The 17,039-nt window shown below is 67.6% G+C and carries 18 protein-coding genes; 8 read left to right on the top strand and 10 right to left on the bottom strand.

From position 1 onward, the window contains the following. Positions 1-34 precede the first annotated feature (34 nt). Positions 35-445, top strand: a complete 411-nt coding sequence (locus NA3_RS16695) for a type I phosphoribosyltransferase (RefSeq protein ID WP_062964511.1) — start codon at positions 35-37, stop codon at positions 443-445. Positions 446-452: 7 nt separating this feature from the next. On the opposite strand, the gene NA3_RS16690 is transcribed toward NA3_RS16695, so the two are convergent. Continuing rightward, on the bottom strand, positions 453-1,697 hold the full coding sequence (locus NA3_RS16690) for an FAD-dependent monooxygenase (protein ID WP_062964510.1): 1,245 nt from the start codon (positions 1,695-1,697) through the stop codon (positions 453-455). A 102-nt stretch (positions 1,698-1,799) separates the two neighbouring features. Between NA3_RS16690 and NA3_RS16685 the strand changes: the two genes are divergently transcribed. Then, positions 1,800-2,372 (top strand): TetR/AcrR family transcriptional regulator, encoded by a 573-nt coding sequence (locus tag NA3_RS16685; RefSeq protein ID WP_062964509.1) that lies wholly within the window; start codon positions 1,800-1,802, stop codon positions 2,370-2,372. Between the two features lie 14 nt (positions 2,373-2,386). Here NA3_RS16685 and NA3_RS16680 read toward each other — a convergent pair whose 3' ends face one another. The 3 genes from NA3_RS16680 to NA3_RS16670 form a co-directional block, all read right to left on the bottom strand. Further along, positions 2,387-2,764 (bottom strand): DUF2784 domain-containing protein, encoded by a 378-nt coding sequence (locus NA3_RS16680; protein WP_174561086.1) that lies wholly within the window; start codon positions 2,762-2,764, stop codon positions 2,387-2,389. Positions 2,765-3,243: 479 nt separating this feature from the next. Beyond that, a complete protein-coding gene (locus tag NA3_RS16675; RefSeq protein WP_062964507.1) occupies positions 3,244-4,725 on the bottom strand; it encodes an SDR family NAD(P)-dependent oxidoreductase in 1,482 nt (493 codons plus the stop codon). Positions 4,726-4,807: 82 nt separating this feature from the next. Next, positions 4,808-5,665 carry an alpha/beta fold hydrolase gene (locus NA3_RS16670; protein WP_062964506.1) on the bottom strand — a complete coding sequence of 286 codons (858 nt, stop codon included), beginning with the start codon at positions 5,663-5,665 and terminating at the stop codon, positions 4,808-4,810. Between the two features lie 211 nt (positions 5,666-5,876). On the opposite strand from NA3_RS16670, the gene NA3_RS16665 reads away from it, so the two are divergent. The 3 genes from NA3_RS16665 (at position 5,877) to NA3_RS16655 (ending at position 8,477) form a co-directional block, all read left to right on the top strand. Then, entirely contained in the window at positions 5,877-6,599 is a 723-nt protein-coding gene (locus NA3_RS16665; protein WP_062964505.1) for a TetR/AcrR family transcriptional regulator, read from the top strand. A 92-nt stretch (positions 6,600-6,691) separates the two neighbouring features. After that, positions 6,692-7,837 (top strand): acyl-CoA dehydrogenase family protein, encoded by a 1,146-nt coding sequence (locus tag NA3_RS16660; protein WP_062964504.1) that lies wholly within the window; start codon positions 6,692-6,694, stop codon positions 7,835-7,837. After that, entirely contained in the window at positions 7,821-8,477 is a 657-nt protein-coding gene (locus NA3_RS16655; RefSeq protein ID WP_062964503.1) for a TetR/AcrR family transcriptional regulator, read from the top strand. Before NA3_RS16660 ends, NA3_RS16655 begins: the two co-directional genes overlap by 17 nt. A gap of 25 nt (positions 8,478-8,502) precedes the next feature. On the opposite strand, the gene NA3_RS16650 is transcribed toward NA3_RS16655, so the two are convergent. From NA3_RS16650 to NA3_RS16630, 5 genes are all read right to left on the bottom strand, one after another. Further along, entirely contained in the window at positions 8,503-9,543 is a 1,041-nt protein-coding gene (locus tag NA3_RS16650) for a DNA polymerase domain-containing protein (protein WP_062964502.1), read from the bottom strand. Beyond that, positions 9,540-10,634 (bottom strand): ATP-dependent DNA ligase, encoded by a 1,095-nt coding sequence (locus tag NA3_RS16645; RefSeq protein ID WP_218021834.1) that lies wholly within the window; start codon positions 10,632-10,634, stop codon positions 9,540-9,542. Before NA3_RS16645 ends, NA3_RS16650 begins: the two co-directional genes overlap by 4 nt. Positions 10,635-10,763: 129 nt before the next feature. After that, entirely contained in the window at positions 10,764-11,147 is a 384-nt protein-coding gene (locus NA3_RS16640) for a cold-shock protein (protein ID WP_030514482.1), read from the bottom strand. 33 nt (positions 11,148-11,180) lie between these two features. Continuing rightward, positions 11,181-12,287 carry an SPFH domain-containing protein gene (locus NA3_RS16635; protein ID WP_084491604.1) on the bottom strand — a complete coding sequence of 369 codons (1,107 nt, stop codon included), beginning with the start codon at positions 12,285-12,287 and terminating at the stop codon, positions 11,181-11,183. 14 nt (positions 12,288-12,301) lie between these two features. Next, positions 12,302-12,565, bottom strand: a complete 264-nt coding sequence (locus tag NA3_RS16630) for an NfeD C-terminal domain-containing protein (protein ID WP_501193620.1) — start codon at positions 12,563-12,565, stop codon at positions 12,302-12,304. 167 nt (positions 12,566-12,732) lie between these two features. On the opposite strand from NA3_RS16630, the gene NA3_RS16625 reads away from it, so the two are divergent. The 3 genes from NA3_RS16625 to NA3_RS16615 all read left to right on the top strand — a co-directional run bounded on the left by NA3_RS16625 (position 12,733) and on the right by NA3_RS16615 (position 15,516). Then, the gene (locus NA3_RS16625; RefSeq protein WP_062964501.1) at positions 12,733-14,274 is read left to right on the top strand and encodes a DHA2 family efflux MFS transporter permease subunit; all 1,542 of its coding nucleotides are present in this window, start codon (positions 12,733-12,735) and stop codon (positions 14,272-14,274) included. Positions 14,275-14,551: 277 nt separating this feature from the next. Continuing rightward, complete coding sequence (locus NA3_RS16620; protein ID WP_062964500.1) at positions 14,552-14,932, top strand: hypothetical protein; 381 nt, start codon at positions 14,552-14,554, stop codon at positions 14,930-14,932. Next, positions 14,929-15,516 (top strand): hypothetical protein, encoded by a 588-nt coding sequence (locus NA3_RS16615; RefSeq protein WP_062964499.1) that lies wholly within the window; start codon positions 14,929-14,931, stop codon positions 15,514-15,516. The genes NA3_RS16620 and NA3_RS16615 overlap by 4 nt, the downstream gene beginning before the upstream one ends. Before the next feature lie 6 nt (positions 15,517-15,522). Here the strand turns inward: NA3_RS16615 and NA3_RS16610 are convergent, their stop codons facing one another. Further along, positions 15,523-17,004 carry an MFS transporter gene (locus NA3_RS16610; protein WP_062964498.1) on the bottom strand — a complete coding sequence of 494 codons (1,482 nt, stop codon included), beginning with the start codon at positions 17,002-17,004 and terminating at the stop codon, positions 15,523-15,525. Positions 17,005-17,039 lie beyond the last annotated feature (35 nt).

Below are 17,039 nucleotides of genomic sequence, written 5' to 3'. Positions count from 1 at the left end.
GCGTTCCTCGCAGCGGCCTGGGGGTGTTTCGCCGGTGAGATTCGCGGACCGTTTCAACGAGGTCGTCTCGCAGTGGGAGCAGGCGCACGGTACCCGGATGACCAATCGCGCCTTGGCCTTTCGCGTGACCCAGGCCGGGCATCCGGTCTCGGCGACCTATCTGTCCCAGCTGCGATCGGGCAACCGCGACAATCCGTCTCGAGCTCTGGTCGAAACCGTGGCCAGGGTGCTGGCGGTGGAACTGACCCGGTTCAACGACGGGGGACCGGGTGATCCGGTGCCCGGTGACGACCTGGTGTCGTCGGCGGTGGACGATCCGGCGCTGCGGCGGCTGCTCACCACCGCTGCCGGACTGTCCGCGTCCTCGATCGAGCTGCTGTCGGATCTGGCCGCCAAGCTGCGGCTCGCCGAAGGGTTGGCGCCGGGCACGACGGCCCAGCTGTGATCCGCGCCTACCGGCCGGTCGTGGCGGCGGGGGTCTCGTACGTGGGCAGCTCGTAGTCGTCGGTCTTGCCGAAGAACAGCTTCATCATCACCGGCCGCATGGGTTTCGACATCATGATCCGGTTGGCGGTTCGCCGCATGGATGTGCCGAACGCACTGGGGGACAGCATCATATCGATACCGCCGCCGGGGAGTTCCTTGGCCTTGTCGAGGAACGGCGTGACCTTCTCCTCGTAACGGCGCAGCGCCGCCGCGACATCGCCCGGATCGGCCGCGAGCTCCCCCGCGAGGATGTAGGCGCCGACGAGCGCCATCGCGGTGCCCATCCCGGTCATCGGTGAGCCGCAGTAGCCGGCGTCGCCGACCAGGGTCACCCGCCCGGCCGCCAGAGTGGGCATATCGATGCGCGCGAGTTCGTCGAAGTAGAAGTCGTCGGCCTCGGTCATGGCCGCCAAAATGGTGGGAGCGTGCCAGTGCGGCTGGGAGCCGATCTTCTCGCGGATCAACCGCTGCTGCGCGGCGGTATCGCGGCGCAGCGCCGGATCGGGATCGGCGAGCAGGGTGAGAATCGCCTTGGCGGTCGCGGGATCGCGGTCGGGCCGCAGGCCGACCGCGGCGGAGGGAACGAGCTGCATGGCGAACCAGCCGGGCGTCAGCCCCGCCGGCGTGGGCATCGTGAAGAACGAGGCGTAGCCGCCCAGGAAGGTGCTGAACTGCTCCTCCGGGCCGAAAGCCAGCCGCCGGGTCGCCGAATGCACACCGTCGGCGCCGACGACGAGATCGAAGTGCCCGGTGCGCCCCGAGGCGAATTCCACCGTGACGCCGGTGTCGTCCTGGGTCAGCGCTTCGATCCACTCGCCGTAGCGGTAGTCCAGCTCGCCGCCGGCCGCGGCCACGGCGTCGAGCAGGACCTGGTTGAGGTCACCACGGGTGATCTCGATGTCGGCGACCGGGCCCTTGCCGTCGAAGTGTTCCATCGCCATGTTCGCGTAGGTGCGGCCCCTGTGGTCGATGTAGGACATGCCGAGTTCTTCGAGCTGGTACTCGGCGATGCCGGGCATGAGGCCCATGCGCTCGGCCACCTCGCGGCTGGGGCCGCGCAGATCGACCGCCTGCCCGCCCGGGCGGGGAGCGGTGGCACGCTCGACGACAGTGACCGCGACGCCTGCTCGAAGCAGTTGCAGCGCAACGGCATTACCGGCGATACCGCCACCGGAGACCAGGATGTGCAGGGGACGGGAGGCGGTGTTCATGGGGGCGATTCCTATCGTTTGGTCCGAACGTCTTAGACAAATGTGCCATATCGTTGGCACATCTGTCTAGTACAAATGTCTAAGACGTTGTAACCTGGGCATATGGGTAATCGAGAGGATCTGTTGGCAGGGGCGAGGAAGGCGATTCTGGAGCGAGGTCTCGCCAAGGTGACCGCACGCGATATCGCTGGTGCGGCGGGGGTCAGCCTGGCCGCGATCGGCTATCACTTCGGCACGAAGGATCGACTGGTCGCCGAGGCCATCGCGGAGGTGACCGGTGACGAGATCGGCCGCGGGATGGAAGAGGCCATCCGCGACGCGGGGGAGGGGCGCACCCTGGCGCAATCGCTGGAGGCGACCTGGAACGCCATGATGGACGTCATCCAGAGCCACCCGGACGAGTTGATTCTCAGCTTCGAGAACGGGGTGCGGGTGGCTCGGTCACCCGAATCCCAGGAGTACTTCTCCACCGCGACCGAGGAGGTCTACACCGGGCTCGTCGAGCCGCTGCGTGAGGTTCATCCCGACCTGTCGGCCGGGGATGCTCGCGCGGTCGCCAAACTGTATTTCGCTCTGTTCCAGGGGATGGCGCTGCAGTGGCTCATCGCCCCGGCCGGTGATCAGCTGACCGGGGACGACGTCGTCCGTGCGGTGCGGGCGATGAGCCGGGAGTAGCCCGCGCGCATGCGTTACTCGGCGATCGCGTGATGCGATCGGTACCGCCGCCCGAGCCGGACGTAGCCGATCCACGAAATCGCCACCAGCACCACGACCAGCACGCGCACCAGATCGAGCGCGCTGCGCGGATAGAGCACCCCGGTGATGTAGTGGGCGATGAAGCCGGTCGACGGCAGGCCGGCTTCGCCCCCACGTTCACGGGCCCACGTCTCCAGGTAGGTCAGGGGGCAGTCGATGGCGAACAGGATCGTGCTGAAACCCCACGCCACCGCGGCGACATGGGTCCAGATCGTCCGGCGCCACCGCCACGCGACGAAGCCGCCGACGACGAGGTAGGCGATGAACAGGAAATGCACACCCGCGGTGGCATCTGCCAGCAGCCGGTACATCACGTAATCCAGACTAAGGCGCTCGCGCCCGTTGTGCGCGGGATTCTGCCGTCGAGCCCCGGCGTCATCGGGTGAACGACTTTGTCTCCCACGGCCTTCCGGTCGCGGCCGATGGAGCGGCACAAAAGATACCGGTACGCACATATGCGCATTAAACGATTAGTCGGTCCGGCGTGGCTCACCGCCGGAGGCAGGGGAGTGGCCATACCGGCAAGGCCGCGACGGCGGAGACGTACCTCCGGCATTCCGGGAGAGAAGTGAAGCCGGCGTGTGTGGGGAGAGGCGGAAGCGCTCATAATGCGCCATGTAGCAAGGAAATTCGAATGTGTGCCGTCAGCGTTGGGCGGCATCACATGCACAGAGGAAGCTTAACAATACCGATACGGTGATATGCGCATCTACACATGTCTCTCCATCCCGCGCGCCGCCCACATATCGATAACTCACGTCTAAAGATCAGCCACGAAACGGCCCGGCAGTCACCAGTTGGACGGCTCGTAGTCCTTGAGGAAGCAGCCGAAGAGGTCGACGCCGTCTTCGCCACGCACGATCGGGTCGTAGACGCGGGCGGCGCCGTCGACGAGGTCGAGGGGAGCGTGGAAGCCCTCCTCGGCGAGGCGGACCTTGGTGTAGTGCGGGCGCTCGTCGGTGATCCAGCCGGTGTCGACGGCGGTCATGAGGATGCGGTCGGTCTCGAACATCTCGCGGGCGCTGGTGCGAGTGAGCATGTTGAGGGCGGCCTTGGCCATATTGGTGTGCGGGTGGCCGGGCCCCTTGTAGCCGCGGCTGAAGACGCCTTCCATGGCGGAGACGTTGACGACGTATTTGCGGCGGGCCGGTGATGCCGCGAGGGCGGGCCGCAGCCGGGAGATCAGCAGGAACGGCGCGGTCGAGTTGCACAGCTGCACTTCGAGCAGTTCGGTGGCGTCGACCTCGGCGACGGTCTGCACCCAGCTGTTGGTGTGGGCCAGATCGGGTACCAGGCCACCGGCATCGATCGCCACGCCGCGCGAAATGCGTTCGGGGGTGGCCGATCCCGCGACCAGGGCGAGATCGGTGACCTCGGCGGCGGACAGGGTGGCCGGTGCCGGCACGGAGTGCAGAGACGCGGTGAGTGCGTTCGGATGGGCCTGGGTGGTGTGGCCGAACGTGATGGTGTCGGGCAGTTCGCCGGCGGGGAGCGGAGCGGATTCGGCCTCGATGAGCGCGGCGTAGGCACCGGCCGAGCGCCGGACGGTCTGCGCGGCGTTGTTGATGATGATGTCCAGCGGACCCTGCGCCGCGACATCGTCGGCCAGGGCGACGACCTGAGCCGGATCTCGCAGGTCGATACCGACGATCCGCAGCCGGTGCAGCCATTCCGCGCTGTCGGGCTGAGCGGTGAAGCGGCGGATCGCGTCGTTGGGGAAGCGGGTGGTGATGGTGGTGTGGGCGCCGTCGCGCAGCAGTCGCAGGGCGATGTACATGCCGATCTTGGCGCGGCCGCCGGTGAGCAGCGCGCGACGGCCGGACAGGTCGGTGCGGGCGTCGCGTTTGGCGTGGTTGCGGGCGGCGCAGTCGGGGCAGAGCTGGTGGTAGAACCGGTCGACGCGGGTGTAGCGCTGCTTGCAGATGTAGCAGGGCCGCGCGCGCTGCAGCGTTCCGGCGGCGTCTCCGTCGACGGACGTGGTGAGCGGGATGCCGGCGGTCTCGTCGTCGATGCGGTGCGGGGAGCCGGTGGCGGTGGCGGCGACCACCGCCCGGTCCGCTGCGGCGACGGCGTCGCGGGCCTGATTGCGGCGGCGTCGCTTGAGCTTTTTGAACATATGCCCGACCGCACGCTGCACCGCGAGGGAGTCGGGGTGGTCGTCATCGAGCAGTGCGGCCAGGTCGAGGACCCGCAGGCAGATCGCGAGCTCCTCGGGATCGATGGGGTCCGGCAGGGACGTGGTGGGCGCGTTCGTCGTGGTGTGCTCAGCCATCGTGCTGCCGGATGATCCTTCGTCTGCGGGGATGTGCGACGCCTATTGTCGCATCGCGGCTGTTGGGGGCTGCCGGGGCTCCTCAGCGGGGGGTGTAGTGGATGGGCCGGTGGTCGGTGTGCTGATCGTCGATGAAGTTGGCGATGGCTTCGACGACCAGCAGGGGTTCGGTCAGAGGTAGCCAGGGATCGGCGGGCAGTTCGCGCAGCCAGAGGCGGTCGACGTCGCGGCGGATGTGGGCGCGCAGGCTGGGCAGCGCGGCGGTGTCGGCGCGGTCGAGGATGAGCTGGACCGGCACGGCGGTATGTTGCGGTCGCGGGTGGCGCAGGTGGTGAGCGAGGTTGGCGAGGACGATGCGGGCGCCCGCGAGCAGGTCACCGGGCCAGGTGGTGGCCTGGGGCAGGATGCGGGCGCGCAGGCGAGGCCAGTGCAGGAGGCGGCGGCCCAGGACCAGCCAGCTCAGGCGCGGGAGCCGCCACCAGGGGCTGCGGGGGCAGCGGAGATCGCGTAGTGCGAGGGCGAGGTGGTCGAGGTGGGGCGCCGACAGCGCGGTGGCGGAGGCGATGCGGGTGTTGGCGCGCGGGTCGCCGAGGGCGTACCAGAGTTGGATCGCGCCCCAGCCGTGGCCGGCGAGGTGGACGGGTGTGCGGGGGCTGACGGCGTCGAGGACGGCGAAGAGGTCGTCGGCGAGGTGAGGCAGGCGGTAGCGGTGGGTGCGGGTGGGTGCGCTGGAGCGGCCGTGGCCGCGGACATCGTAGGTGACCACGTGGAAGCTGTCGGCGAGTCCGGTGGCGACGCGGTTCCAGATGCGGTGGGTGTCGGTGATGCCGGGGATGAGCACGATGGTGTCGGCCTGGGGATGGCCGTATTCGTAGACGGCGAGGTCGCCGCCGGGGGCGGTGACGGTGCGGTGGCGGGCGGGGATGCGGGCTGGGTTCATCGGTCTACCTCGTGAGCGCGGGTCGGAGCCGCTCGTACTGCCGGTACGGTCAACGGTACCGACAGTACGCGATAGGCATTCCGTCGGCTGGCCTCGGTGGGTTAACTCCCTATCCGGCCGCGTTTCGGCTGGGTGGTTGGGCGGTTGCCCATTTCGTACCGGCGGTACGTGTAGCCTGGGTGGAACTGTTCGCTCGGCTGGGGAGGTGCCCATGGTGTCTCGGGTCGGCCGGCGAGCCGGCGCGCCTCGGGTGACGCGGGAGGAGATCGTCGATGCGGCGATCCGGGTGATCGACCGGGACGGCCCGCAGCCGAGTATGGACGACATCGCGCGGGCGGCGGGGATGACGAAGCCGCGGTTGTATCGGCAGTTCGCGGACAAGGCGGATTTGTACACCGAGATCGCCGATCGGATGTCGCGCGAGGCGTTCGCCGCGGCGGGGGAGGATATGACGTTGCTGTTGCAGCCGCCGCGGCCGGCGCTGCGGCGGGTGTTCACCTCGTATGTCGCGGGAATCCTGGCTCATCCCAACGTCTTTCGCTTCTTGATGCAGGCGCCGGTGGTGCAGACGGCGCAGGCGAGCCGGTCGGGGGGTGATGCGGTGGGGGCGGTGCTGCAGTTCGATCTGGGGCGCGATGCGGCGCGGCGGTTCGCGAAGCTCGCGCGGTCGATCGCGGAGGCGGTGCCGATCGAGACGGCGGGCCTGGATTATCTGGCGCGGGCGGTCGTCGGGGTGGTGGTGGCGACGACGGATCTGTGGCTCGAGGGTGCGGAGGCGCCGCGGCGCAGCAGTGCGGATTTCGTCGCGGAGCTCACGGAGCTGGTGTGGTCGCTGATCGACGGGTTTCTGCGGCGCCAGCACATCGTGGCGGATCCGGAGGTGCCGATTTTCAGCACGCTGGCGGAGGTGAATATCGCTCGGGAGGCACACTGAACCCGCGTTGTTGACATGCCGCCAATAGTGCGCCAGGCTGGTGCGCGGGGCCGGTGCGGTCCGGTTCCGGGTACGAGACGAAGGAAGTAACGATGGCGCGCGCCGCGTGGAGCGACGATGAGGTCGAGGCCGTCCGGGATCTGGCGAAGACCTTCTTCGAGAAGGAAGTCCTGCCGAACGAGGAGAAGTTCGTCGCGCAGGGGCATCCGGACCGCGAACTGTACAACCGGGCGGGCGAGCTGGGCCTGCTGTGCGCCGCGATTCCGTCCGAATACGGCGGTGGCGGTGGCACTTTCGCGCACGAGGCGGCGTTGATCGAGGCGCAGTCCTCTGCCGGGGACGGCTCACTGGGTATGGCGGTGCATTCGTCGATCATCGCGCCCTACATCCATCATTTCGGGACCGAGGACCTCAAGCGGCGGGTGCTGCCGAAGGCGGCCAGCGGTGAGATGGTGCTGTCGATCGGTATGACCGAGCCGGGGACGGGGTCGGATCTTCAGAACATCAAGACCCGCGCGGTGCGCGAAGGTGACGAGTACGTGATCACCGGGTCGAAGATCTTCATCTCCAACGGCTGGCTGTGCGACGGCATCATCATCGCGGCCAAGACCGACCCGACGAAGGGTGCGGCGGGTGTGTCGCTGATCTTCGCCGAGGTGAGCGACGAGACCCCGGGTTTCCGGCGGGGCCGGATCCTGAACAAGATCGGCGGCAAGGCGCAGGACACCGCGGAACTGTTCTTCGACGGCCTGCGGGTGCCGGTGTCGAATCTGCTGGGTGATGCCGAGGGGCAGGGCTTCTACCAGATGATGCAGCTACTGGCGCAGGAGCGGCTGGTGACCGCGATCATGGCGGTGTCGATGATGGAGCGGGCGGTGGAGTTGACCGTCGAATACACCAAGGGGCGTGAGGCTTTCGGCAAGCCGCTGTTCGCGATGCAGAACACGAAGTTCGAGCTGGCCGAGTGCGCGACGATCGCGCGGGTGAGCCGGACGTTCCTCGACGATGCGATCGGCAAGCATCTGCGCGGTGAGCTGGACATTCCCACCGCTGCGATGTCGAAGTACTGGCTTACCGACCAGTTGGGTATTGTGGTGGACCGCTGTTTGCAACTGTTCGGTGGTTATGGATACATGACGGAGTACCCGATTTCCCAGCTGTACACCGGTGCGCGTGTGCTGCGCATCCTCGCCGGTTCCAACGAGGTGATGAAGGATCTCATTGCCCGCTCACTCTGACACCACGACCCAGCCGGTGCCGGCCGATGCCGATTCGGCTCGGCGGCGCCGGCTGGAGCCGGACGAACGGCGCGCCCAGATTCTGGCGTGCGCGATCGAGATGTTCGGTGAACGCCCCTATGCGGCGGTGTCGACCGCTGAACTCGCGCAGCGCGCCGGCGTGGCGCGCGGGCTGATCAATCACTATTTCGGCAACAAGCGCGATCTGTATCTGGCGGTGGTGCGGCGGATGGTGACGTTGCCGCGGCCGGATCACATGGTGATGCCGACGGGCACGCCGCGGGAGCGGGTGGATGCGAGTGTGTCGTGGTTGCTGGACACCATCAGCGGTTTGGGCAGTACCTGGGTGAAGGTGACCGGGCACGAGGGTATCGGTGACGATCCGGAGGTGCAGCGCATCCTGGACGAGGCCGACGACGCCGCGGCCGACCGGCTGCTGCAGATGGTGGGCCTGGCCGGGTCGGCGCGTGACGACGAGTTGCGGGCCCTGGTCCGCGCCTACAGTGGTCTGGTGAAAACCGCTGGGCGGGAATGGATTACGCGCCGCAGCTTGAATCGGGAGCAGGTGCATCATCTGCTGGCGGATGTGTTGATGGCGTTGGTGGAGACCACGTTCCCGCGGATCGAACAGGCTCGCTGATCGCGCATCCGGCGTGGTGTTCTGCTCAGCCGGGGGCGCGGGCGCGGCTGGGCTGGACGCGCGGTGGTTCGTTGGGCATCTTCGGGTAGTTCGGTGGCCAGGGGGCGTCGAGGAGGCCGGAATCGAAGTCGCGGCGCGACATTTCGAGCAGCGGCTGGATCGATTGCGGGGTGCGGTCGGCCCAGGGGTCGCCGGATGCGGCGAGCCGCTCGGGGACCGTGGCGATGGTCAGTTCGTCGGGGACGATCGCATCGAGTGCGTCCCAGGCGATGGGGGTCGAGACCTGGGCGCCGACCTTGGGGCGCACGCACCAGGCGCCGAAGACGGTCTTGTGCGGCGCGTTCTGGTTGTAGTCGATGAAGACGCGTTGTCCGCGTTCTTCTTTCCACCAGTTGGCGGTGATCAGGTCGGGGTGGCGGCGTTCGAGTTCGCGGGCCAGGGCGACCGCGGCGGCGCGGACCTGGTAGCCGTCCCAGACGGGTTCGAGGACGGCGTAGATGTGCAGGCCGCGGGAGCCGGAGGTTTTGACGCGGGCGTCGATGCCGAGTTCGGCGAGCAGTTCGCGGGTGAGGACGGCGACGTGGCGCAGGTCGTCGAAGCCGATGCCGGGGGAGGGGTCGAGGTCGATGCGCAGTTCGTCGCTGATGTCGAGGTCGCCGATCTCACCTTCGGTGCGGGCCGGGACGCCGCCGGCGGGAACGTGATTGGGCCAGACGTGGAAGCCGAGGCAGCCGAGGTTGACCGCCCAGAGGATGTGGGCGAGGTCGGCGGCGACCAGGGCGTCGCTGGCGGTGCCGTTGGGGGTGGAGACCTGCACGGTCTGCAGCCAGTCGGGGACCGATTTCGGGACGCGTTTCTGGAACCAGGATTTGCCGCCGGCGCCGTCTGGATAGCGTTCGAGCAGTACGGGCCGGTTGCCGATGGTGCGCAGCAGGGGTTCGGCGACGGCCTGGTAGTAGCGCACGAGGTCGAGTTTGGTTTCGCCGCGTTTGCTGAAGTAGATCTTGCCGGGGTTGCTGATGCGGACGGTGACGCCGTCGGTGTCGATGTCGATGGCTTCGCTCACGGCTGGGCCTGCGCTTTCGCGGCGGTGAAGACGTCGGCGAGTTCGGCGGGCGCGACCTCTTCGAGTTGGGCGTAGGTGCACGATTGCGGGGTGCGGTCGTCGCGGAAGCGGACCAGGCGCCCGCCGTGGCGTAATCGCCCGGCCATGAGATGTTCGTAGCGGACCTCGGCGACCAGTTCGGGTCGCAGGGGTTCCCAGGACAGGTCCTTGCCACCGGTCCAGCGGCTGATGCCGCCGGGCATCTTGCCTTCGGCCTTGGCTTGTGCGGCGGCGTCGGCCCAGTTGCGCCAGGGATGGTTGTCGAGCGCGCCCTCGCGCAGTGGCGCCAGTTCGTCGACGAGTTGTGTGCGGCGGGCCGCGGTGAAGCTGCTGGCGACGCCGACGTGGTGCAGGTGGCCGTCCTCGTCGTAGAGGCCCAGCAGGAGTGATCCGACGCCCTGTCCGTCCTTGTGCCAGCGGAATCCGGCCACGACGCAGTCGGCGGTGCGCTCGTGTTTGACCTTGACCATGACGCGTTTGTCCTGCATGTAGGGCAGGTCGCGGGATTTGACCATCACGCCGTCGAACCCGGCGCCCTCGAATCGGGTGAACCAGTCCTGGGCGGTGTCGGGGTCGGAGGTGACGGGGGTGAGGTGGATGCCCTCGCGCGGCGTGTCGAGGATCGATTCCAGCAGGTGCCGGCGTTCGTGGAAGGGCCGGGTGGTCAGATCGTCGTCGCCGAGGGCGAGCAGGTCGAAGGCGACGAAGCTCGCGGGTGTTTCGACGCTGAGTTTGTTCACTCGTGAGGCGGCCGGGTGCAGCCGGTTCTGCAGGACGTCGAAATCGAGGCCGTGTTCGGTGACGACGACGATTTCACCGTCGAGGACGCACCGCGGCGGCAGCGCCGCGTCCAGCAGCCGCACCACTTCCGGGAAATAGCGGGTCAGTGGCCGGTCGTTGCGGGAGCCGAGTTCGATATCGGTGCCGTCGCGAAAGACGATGCATCGGAAGCCGTCCCATTTGGGCTCGTAGAGGAGGGTGTCCTCGCGGGGCAGGGCGCCGGCGGATTTGGCCAGCATCGGTTTCACCGGCGGCATGACGGGCAGGTCCACGCGATCCTCCTCGGGTCGGTCTCACCCATGCCGACGGTGCGGGCGGGAGAAATTCATCGCCCGGCACCGTCGTCATGATCGTAGGCCGAGAGCCGCTGCTCGCGGTCGCGGGACATTCGCCCGGTCGGTTCAGTTCTCCAGCCAGCCGTGCTGGTCGGCGAATTCGGCGAGCCGGTCGCGGATGGTGATGATCTCGCCGGCGGTGAGGGCGGGGCTGGCGTCGAGCAGCAGTTCGGTGATCAGCCGTTTGTGTTCGGCGGCGGTGAGCTGGCCGGCGCCGCGGCCGCGATGCCGCGGCGGTGCCGGTGCGCCGCCGACCGCGGTCAGGTTGACCGCCTTGGGTCCTCGATCACCCTCGGTGACCTCGAATTCGAATACTCGCCCCTGCCGCAGTTCGTCCTCGTCCAATCCGATGTCGTTCACATGAACGAATACGTCCGGCCCGCCGTCTTCGGGACGGATGAACCCGAACCCCCGAGAACTGTCGAAGGACACCAATTTCCCGATCGACACCTACACCTGCTCCTCATTGCCGTCCGTGTGCGGTCACTCTATCGGTGCCTCGGAGTGGTTGTCGGTGGAAAGAGCCTTTTGCAGTGAGTTGAACACGGTCAGTCCCTGCCCGACCATTCCGTTGATCAATTCGCCGACGCCGTCGGGGCCGTTGAGGACGGTCAGATTGGCGTTGGACAGGCCGAGCGCTGCCTGTTTGACGATTTCGGGCAGCTGCTCGATCAGCAACTGGTCCAAGGCGATTCGATTGTTGGAGGCCGCGGCCTCGGCCTGGATGCGGGTGCGGTCGGCCTCGGCCTGGGCGAGCACGCGCACGCGTTCGGCTTCGGCTTCGGCGGGTTTGACGACCTCGGCCTGCAGTTGCTGTTCGCGCAGTTGCGCTTCCTTGCGGGCGCGTTCGGCCTGGGCGGTGAGCACTTCCTGCAGGGCGATGGCTTCGGCGAGGGGGCCGGCCTGGCTGGCCTCGGCTTTGGCCTTGTCGATATCGCGCTGGTATTCGGCCTGCAGAATCGCGGTCTGGCGTTGATATTCCGCCTGTTTGCGCAGCGATTCCTGTTCGGCTTGGGCGGCGAGCTGGGCGGCGGCGGCCTGGGCGATCTGCGCGTCGCGCTGGACGGCGGCGTTGTGCGGTGCGGCGAGGGCGGCGATGTAGCCGAGTCCGCCGTCGTCGATGGACTGGATCTGGAACGAGTCGACCCACAGTCCGATGTTGCTCATCTCCACCTTGGAGGCGACCAGGACCTCGTCGGCGAGTTTCTGGCGTTCGCGGATGATCTCCTCGACGGTCATGGAACCGACGATGGAGCGCAGGTGGCCGGAGAAGATGCGCCCGGTCAGCACCGACATCTCGCGTTCCTGTTCGGACAGGAATCGCTGGGCGGCGTTGACCACGGACTGGGTGTCGTTGGCGACTTTGAAGGCGATGACCGCGCGCACGTCGAGCTGGATGGCCTGACGGGTAACGCAGCGTTCCTGGATCTCGGATTCGAACATCGCGAGCGACAGGTAGCTGACCTTGCGGAAGAACGGCATCACCCAGGCGCCGTGGCCGGTGATGACGCGGAAGGGGGCGTTGTCCTTGGCGCGGCCGCCGCTGATCAGCATGGCCTCGTCGGGATCGGGCACGTGATAGCCCAGCACTGGTGTCTCCCTTGTTATTTCGTTGTATCCCCACCCGGCCCGAAATCCAGCGGGATCCACTCGACGACATCGACGATCCGGCCGGGATGCACCTCGACCACGAGTACGGTGGTGCCGGCATCCAGGGGTTCGGTGGATCGCGCGATGTACAGCTCGGTGCCCCCTCTGATCGCGACCAGGACCTCCCCGAGCATGCCTGCGCCCCGGATCGGCGATGTGAGCCTACCGGTCGAACCGAGTACCGGGTCTTCTATCGTGGGGAACTCCTTGCCGGACAACGGATGAACGGACGGGGACCAATGTAGTGCGCGCGCCGGGACCGCGCCGGGGCGGCAAGATAACGGTGGGGACGGGCGAATCGGGCGCCAAAAGTTGGAGGTTTCGATATGGCCTCCCCTGGGAACGGGGGCTGGTCAAGCGATCGGTCACCTGGCAGGCTGAAGCGGTGACCTCTCCTCCGGATATTCCTGCGGCTACGTCGGATCCCGCTTCCGACACCCTCGATGCCGCGGTGTTCAAGGTAGCCGGTGTGGTCGTGCTCGGCGCGATCATGTCGATCCTGGACGTGACCGTCGTGACCGTCGCGCTGCCGACGTTCCAGCACGAATTCGACACCAGCTACGCCATCGCGGCCTGGACGATGACCGGCTACACCCTGGCCCTGGCCAGCGTGATCCCGCTGACCGGCTGGGCGGCCGACCGATTCGGCACCAAACGTCTCTACATCCTGGCCCTGACGTTCTTCATCCTCGGCTCGGTGCTGTGCTCCACGGCGTGGAACATCGAGTCGCTCATCGCCTTCCGCGTGGTGCAGGGCCTCGGCGGCGGCATGCTGATGCCGCTGGGTATGACGATCATGACCCACGCGGCCGGCCCGCAGCGGATCGGCCGGGTGATGGCCGTGCTCGGCGTGCCGATGCTGCTGGGGCCGATTCTCGGGCCGATTCTCGGCGGCTGGCTGATCGGCAGTTTCAGCTGGCACTGGATCTTCCTGATCAACCTGCCCGTCGGTGTGATCGCGTTGATCCTGGCGGTCGTGGTGCTGCCCTCCGACCGGCCCGAACCCTCGGAATCGTTCGACTTCCTCGGGATGCTGCTCGCGTCGCCGGGGTTGGCGTTGTTCCTGTTCGGTGTGTCCTCGATTCCCGAACAGCACACGGTCGCCTCGGCGCGGGTGCTGGTGCCGGCCGCGATCGGCCTGGTGCTGATGGTGGGTTTCGTCTTCCACGCGCTGCGCACCGAACATCCGCTGATCGATCTGCATCTGTTCCGCAACCGCCAGTTGACCTTCGCCGTCCTGACCGCGGTGTTCTTCGCCGTGGCGTTCTTCGGCTCCGGTCTGCTGCTGCCCAGCTACCTGCAGCAGGTGCAGGGTAAGTCGACGCTGGTGACCGGATTGCTCATCGCGCCACAGGGTTTGGGCGCGATGGTCACGATGCCGATCGGCGGCAAGCTGGTCGACAAGATCGGCCCCGGCAAGGTGGTGATGACCGGCCTGACCGTCATCGCGGTGAGCATGCTGTTCTTCACTCAGCTCTCGGCCGACACCTCGCTGCCGCTGATGTGTGTGGCGCTGTTCGTGATGGGACTGGGCATGGGCTGCACGATGATGCCGACCATGACCGCCGCGATCCAGACGCTGACCCACGCGCAGGTGGCCCGGGGTTCGACGCTGATGAACATCGTCAACCAGGCGGCCGGTTCGATCGGTACGGCGACCATGTCGGTGCTGCTGACGAACATGCTCGAGAACCAGCCGCTGGCGCAGGCGGCGATCGGATCGCAGTTCGATCCGACCATCGCGCAGAAGCTGCCGCCCGAGCAGCTCGACGCCGGTTTCGACCAGGCCGCGACGGCCTACGCGCACACCTACATCGTTGCCCTGGTGCTGGTGTTGGTGACGCTGATCCCGGCGGCGTTCCTGCCGCGCTCGAAACCGAAACTGCCCCAGGAAGGTACCGATGCGCCGGTGCTGATGGGGCACTGACCGGCGAGGGCGTGCCGAGCCCTCGTTCGTCTGCCGCGATCGTGCACCGGATGCATGACTGCACCGCATGCCGTCCGGGCGTGACCTTCGGGTTCGCCCGGGCGGCATGCTGCGTTTCGGCGGCGGCCCCCGGGACACCCACGACGGTCGCTGCTGAATTGCTGCCAACGTTCCGGTGACAGTTGGATCACGTTGGATGAACCCGTGGCGATTCGAGTTGTACTTTTAAATTCCCAGTTCAAATGCACTGACGAGCGGGTGAACGAAAGGGGCGGTCATGCCGTTGCGCAAGAGTTTGCTGGGATCGCGAACCGGATCGGTGAAATCCACGACCGTCACATCCGCTCGCGTATCGCTGACTCCGGAAGCGTTGACCACCGGTGGCCTGCTGCTCACCGGCGCCGGGCTCGCCCTGCTCGGTCCGTTGCTCGCGGCGATGCTGATCCGGGCGAGCGGAGCGGGCCGCACCGACGCGGCGGCGACGACACCGCTGGTGCTGGCGATGCTCGCCGTGATCATCGCTGTCGCGGGCGGTTTCGCCCTGTTCGTCTCGGCGTGGCGGCGGGCCCACACCCCCGCGCCCGGACGGGTGCGCAGCATGGCCGCGGTGCGGGCGAAATCCGTACGTTCCGAAATCGACAGTGGCGGTGGGTCATGAGTATCGCCGAGATCGAACGGGTGCGGCCCGATCGGCCGCGGTGCCGGCAGCTGCGGATGCGGGCGGTGATCGTGAACGAATCCGGTTGCCGGGACGCGACCGAGGTGCTGCTGGAACGAGCGTATCGCCGCTGGTCGGGTCGCCCGGACTGCGATCATTTCCCGCCTGTGCAGCGTTGGCGCGCCGTCGAGCCGGGGTATCTCGACGGCGCCGAGTTGCTGCCCGGCTCGCTGATCGGCGCCGCGGCGGCGGGGCATCGTCCGCGGATTCGTGACGTGTCGCTGGGGGTGCAGGCCGCGCTCGTGTTGCATTCGGGATGTCCGGCGCTGGTCGAGGAGACGGCCACGCCGGGTCCGTGCCGCGGGGTGCGCGCGCAGGGGCCGTGGCGTGGTCTGCTCGTGTCGGTCTTCGGGCTGCCCGAGGACGATATGACGCTGGCCGAAAGCGTGCTGGCCGGATATGTGGGGCTGGGCGCGCTGGAAGTGGTGGAACGGTTCTCCCGGTGGCTACCCGACACTGCCTTGTGCCCCACGGTATCGGTCCCCGCGCGTGCTGCGGGAACCGATCCGCGTGCCGTGGCGTGAGGCCGTTCAGCTCGCCTGCACCGGTTCGGGTTGAGCCACCGGTTGCGCTGCGCGGTGGCGCAGCAGAATCAGGCCCAGCAGCGCGGCCGCGAGGCTGAAACCGGCGCTGATCCACGCCCCGTAGGACATGGCCGTGGTGAACGCCGACTTCGCCGGTTCGCCGAAGCCGAGGGCGAAGGCGTTGCCGATGTTCTCGCGCGCCGCGGCCGGGGCGTCGGCGGGCATATGCGAGGTGAACACGCCCGCCAGCACACTGCCGAGCACCGCGATGCTGACCGCCATACCCACCTGCTGGATGGTGTCGTTCATCGCCGAGCCGACACCGGCGTGTTCGAGCGGGATCGCGCTCATGATCGCGGCGTAGGCCGCGGGACCGGCCAGGCCGCCGCCGACCCCCATCACCAGCATCGACGCCAGTACCCATGCGTAGCTGTCGGCGTTGGCGAGGATGACGAACGCCCCGGCCATCACCGCCAAGCCCGCGACGATCAGGGTCTTGTTGCTCAGTTTCTTGCCGAGGGTGGCACCCAGCCCGTTGCACACCGTCGCGGCCACCGCGTAGGGCAGCAGCGCCAGCCCGGCCTTCATCGGGCCGTATCCGAGGACGAACTGCAGGTACTGGGTGAGCATCAGCATCACCGCGCCCATGCCGAACACCATCAGCAGCAGCGTCAGGCAGGTGCCGGTGAAGTCGCGATTGCGGAACACCGCCAGCGGCAGCATGGGGTGCGGCGAGCGGTACTCCCAGTAGGTGAATCCGGCCGCCGCGACCACCGCGAGCGCGATGACGGGGATGTTCCATTCGCGTTCGATGATCACGTAGACGGTCGCGGTGAGCGCCGCGATGGACAGCAGCACGCCGACCAGATCGACGGGGCGTTGCTGCCCGTAGGTTTCGGGCATCAGCACCACCGCGGCGATGATGGCGACGATCGCGACGGGGATGTTGAGCAGGAAGACCGAGCCCCACCAGAAGTGTTGCAGCAGAAAGCCGCCCAGGGTGGGGCCGAGCACGATGCCGACCATCGACACCGTCGACCAGCCGGCCATCGCCTTGCGGCGTTCGTCCTCCTCGAAGGTCGTCATCAGGATCGACAGTGTCGAGGGCATGAGCAGCGACCCGCCGACGCCCATGGCGGCGCGGGCGGCGATGACCTGCCACGGTTCGCCGGCGACGACGGCCAGCAGCGACGCCGCGCCGAACACCGCGAGTCCGGTGATGAGCATGCGGCGCCGGCCGAACCGGTCGGACAGGCTGCCGGCGGTGAGCAGAAGTCCGGCGAAGACGAGGACGTAGGCGTCGAGGATCCATTGGATGTCGGAGGGGCTCGCGCCGAGTTCCCGGATCAGTGACGGAATGGCCAGGTTGAGGACGGTGCCGTCGATCATCAGCACCAGCAGGGACAGGCAGAGCACACCCAGGATCCACCAGCGGCGGGGATCGCGCGGGGGCGTCTCCGCCGATTCTCGTACAGTGTTCGATTCCACTCGATCAGCGTACGATAAACTCGAACGGTGTGCGA

The sequence above is a fragment of the Nocardia africana NBRC 100379 genome, assembly GCF_001612635.1.
GTDB classification, from domain to species: Bacteria; Actinomycetota; Actinomycetes; order Mycobacteriales; family Mycobacteriaceae; genus Nocardia; species Nocardia africana.
This window is presented reverse-complemented; position numbering and strand designations above follow the sequence as displayed.

Bases quoted from the DNA above. Each gene is read 5' to 3' on its own strand.
- NA3_RS16690 (WP_062964510.1), bottom strand. From the start codon at position 1,697: ATGAACACCGCCTCCCGTCCCCTGCACATCCTGGTCTCCGGTGGCGGT.
- NA3_RS16685 (WP_062964509.1), top strand. From the start codon at position 1,800: ATGGGTAATCGAGAGGATCTGTTGGCAGGGGCGAGGAAGGCGATTCTG.
- NA3_RS16680 (WP_174561086.1), bottom strand. From the start codon at position 2,764: ATGTACCGGCTGCTGGCAGATGCCACCGCGGGTGTGCATTTCCTGTTC.
- NA3_RS16675 (WP_062964507.1), bottom strand. From the start codon at position 4,725: ATGGCTGAGCACACCACGACGAACGCGCCCACCACGTCCCTGCCGGAC.
- NA3_RS16670 (WP_062964506.1), bottom strand. From the start codon at position 5,665: ATGAACCCAGCCCGCATCCCCGCCCGCCACCGCACCGTCACCGCCCCC.
- NA3_RS16665 (WP_062964505.1), top strand. From the start codon at position 5,877: ATGGTGTCTCGGGTCGGCCGGCGAGCCGGCGCGCCTCGGGTGACGCGG.
- NA3_RS16660 (WP_062964504.1), top strand. From the start codon at position 6,692: ATGGCGCGCGCCGCGTGGAGCGACGATGAGGTCGAGGCCGTCCGGGAT.
- NA3_RS16620 (WP_062964500.1), top strand. From the start codon at position 14,552: ATGCCGTTGCGCAAGAGTTTGCTGGGATCGCGAACCGGATCGGTGAAA.
- NA3_RS16615 (WP_062964499.1), top strand. From the start codon at position 14,929: ATGAGTATCGCCGAGATCGAACGGGTGCGGCCCGATCGGCCGCGGTGC.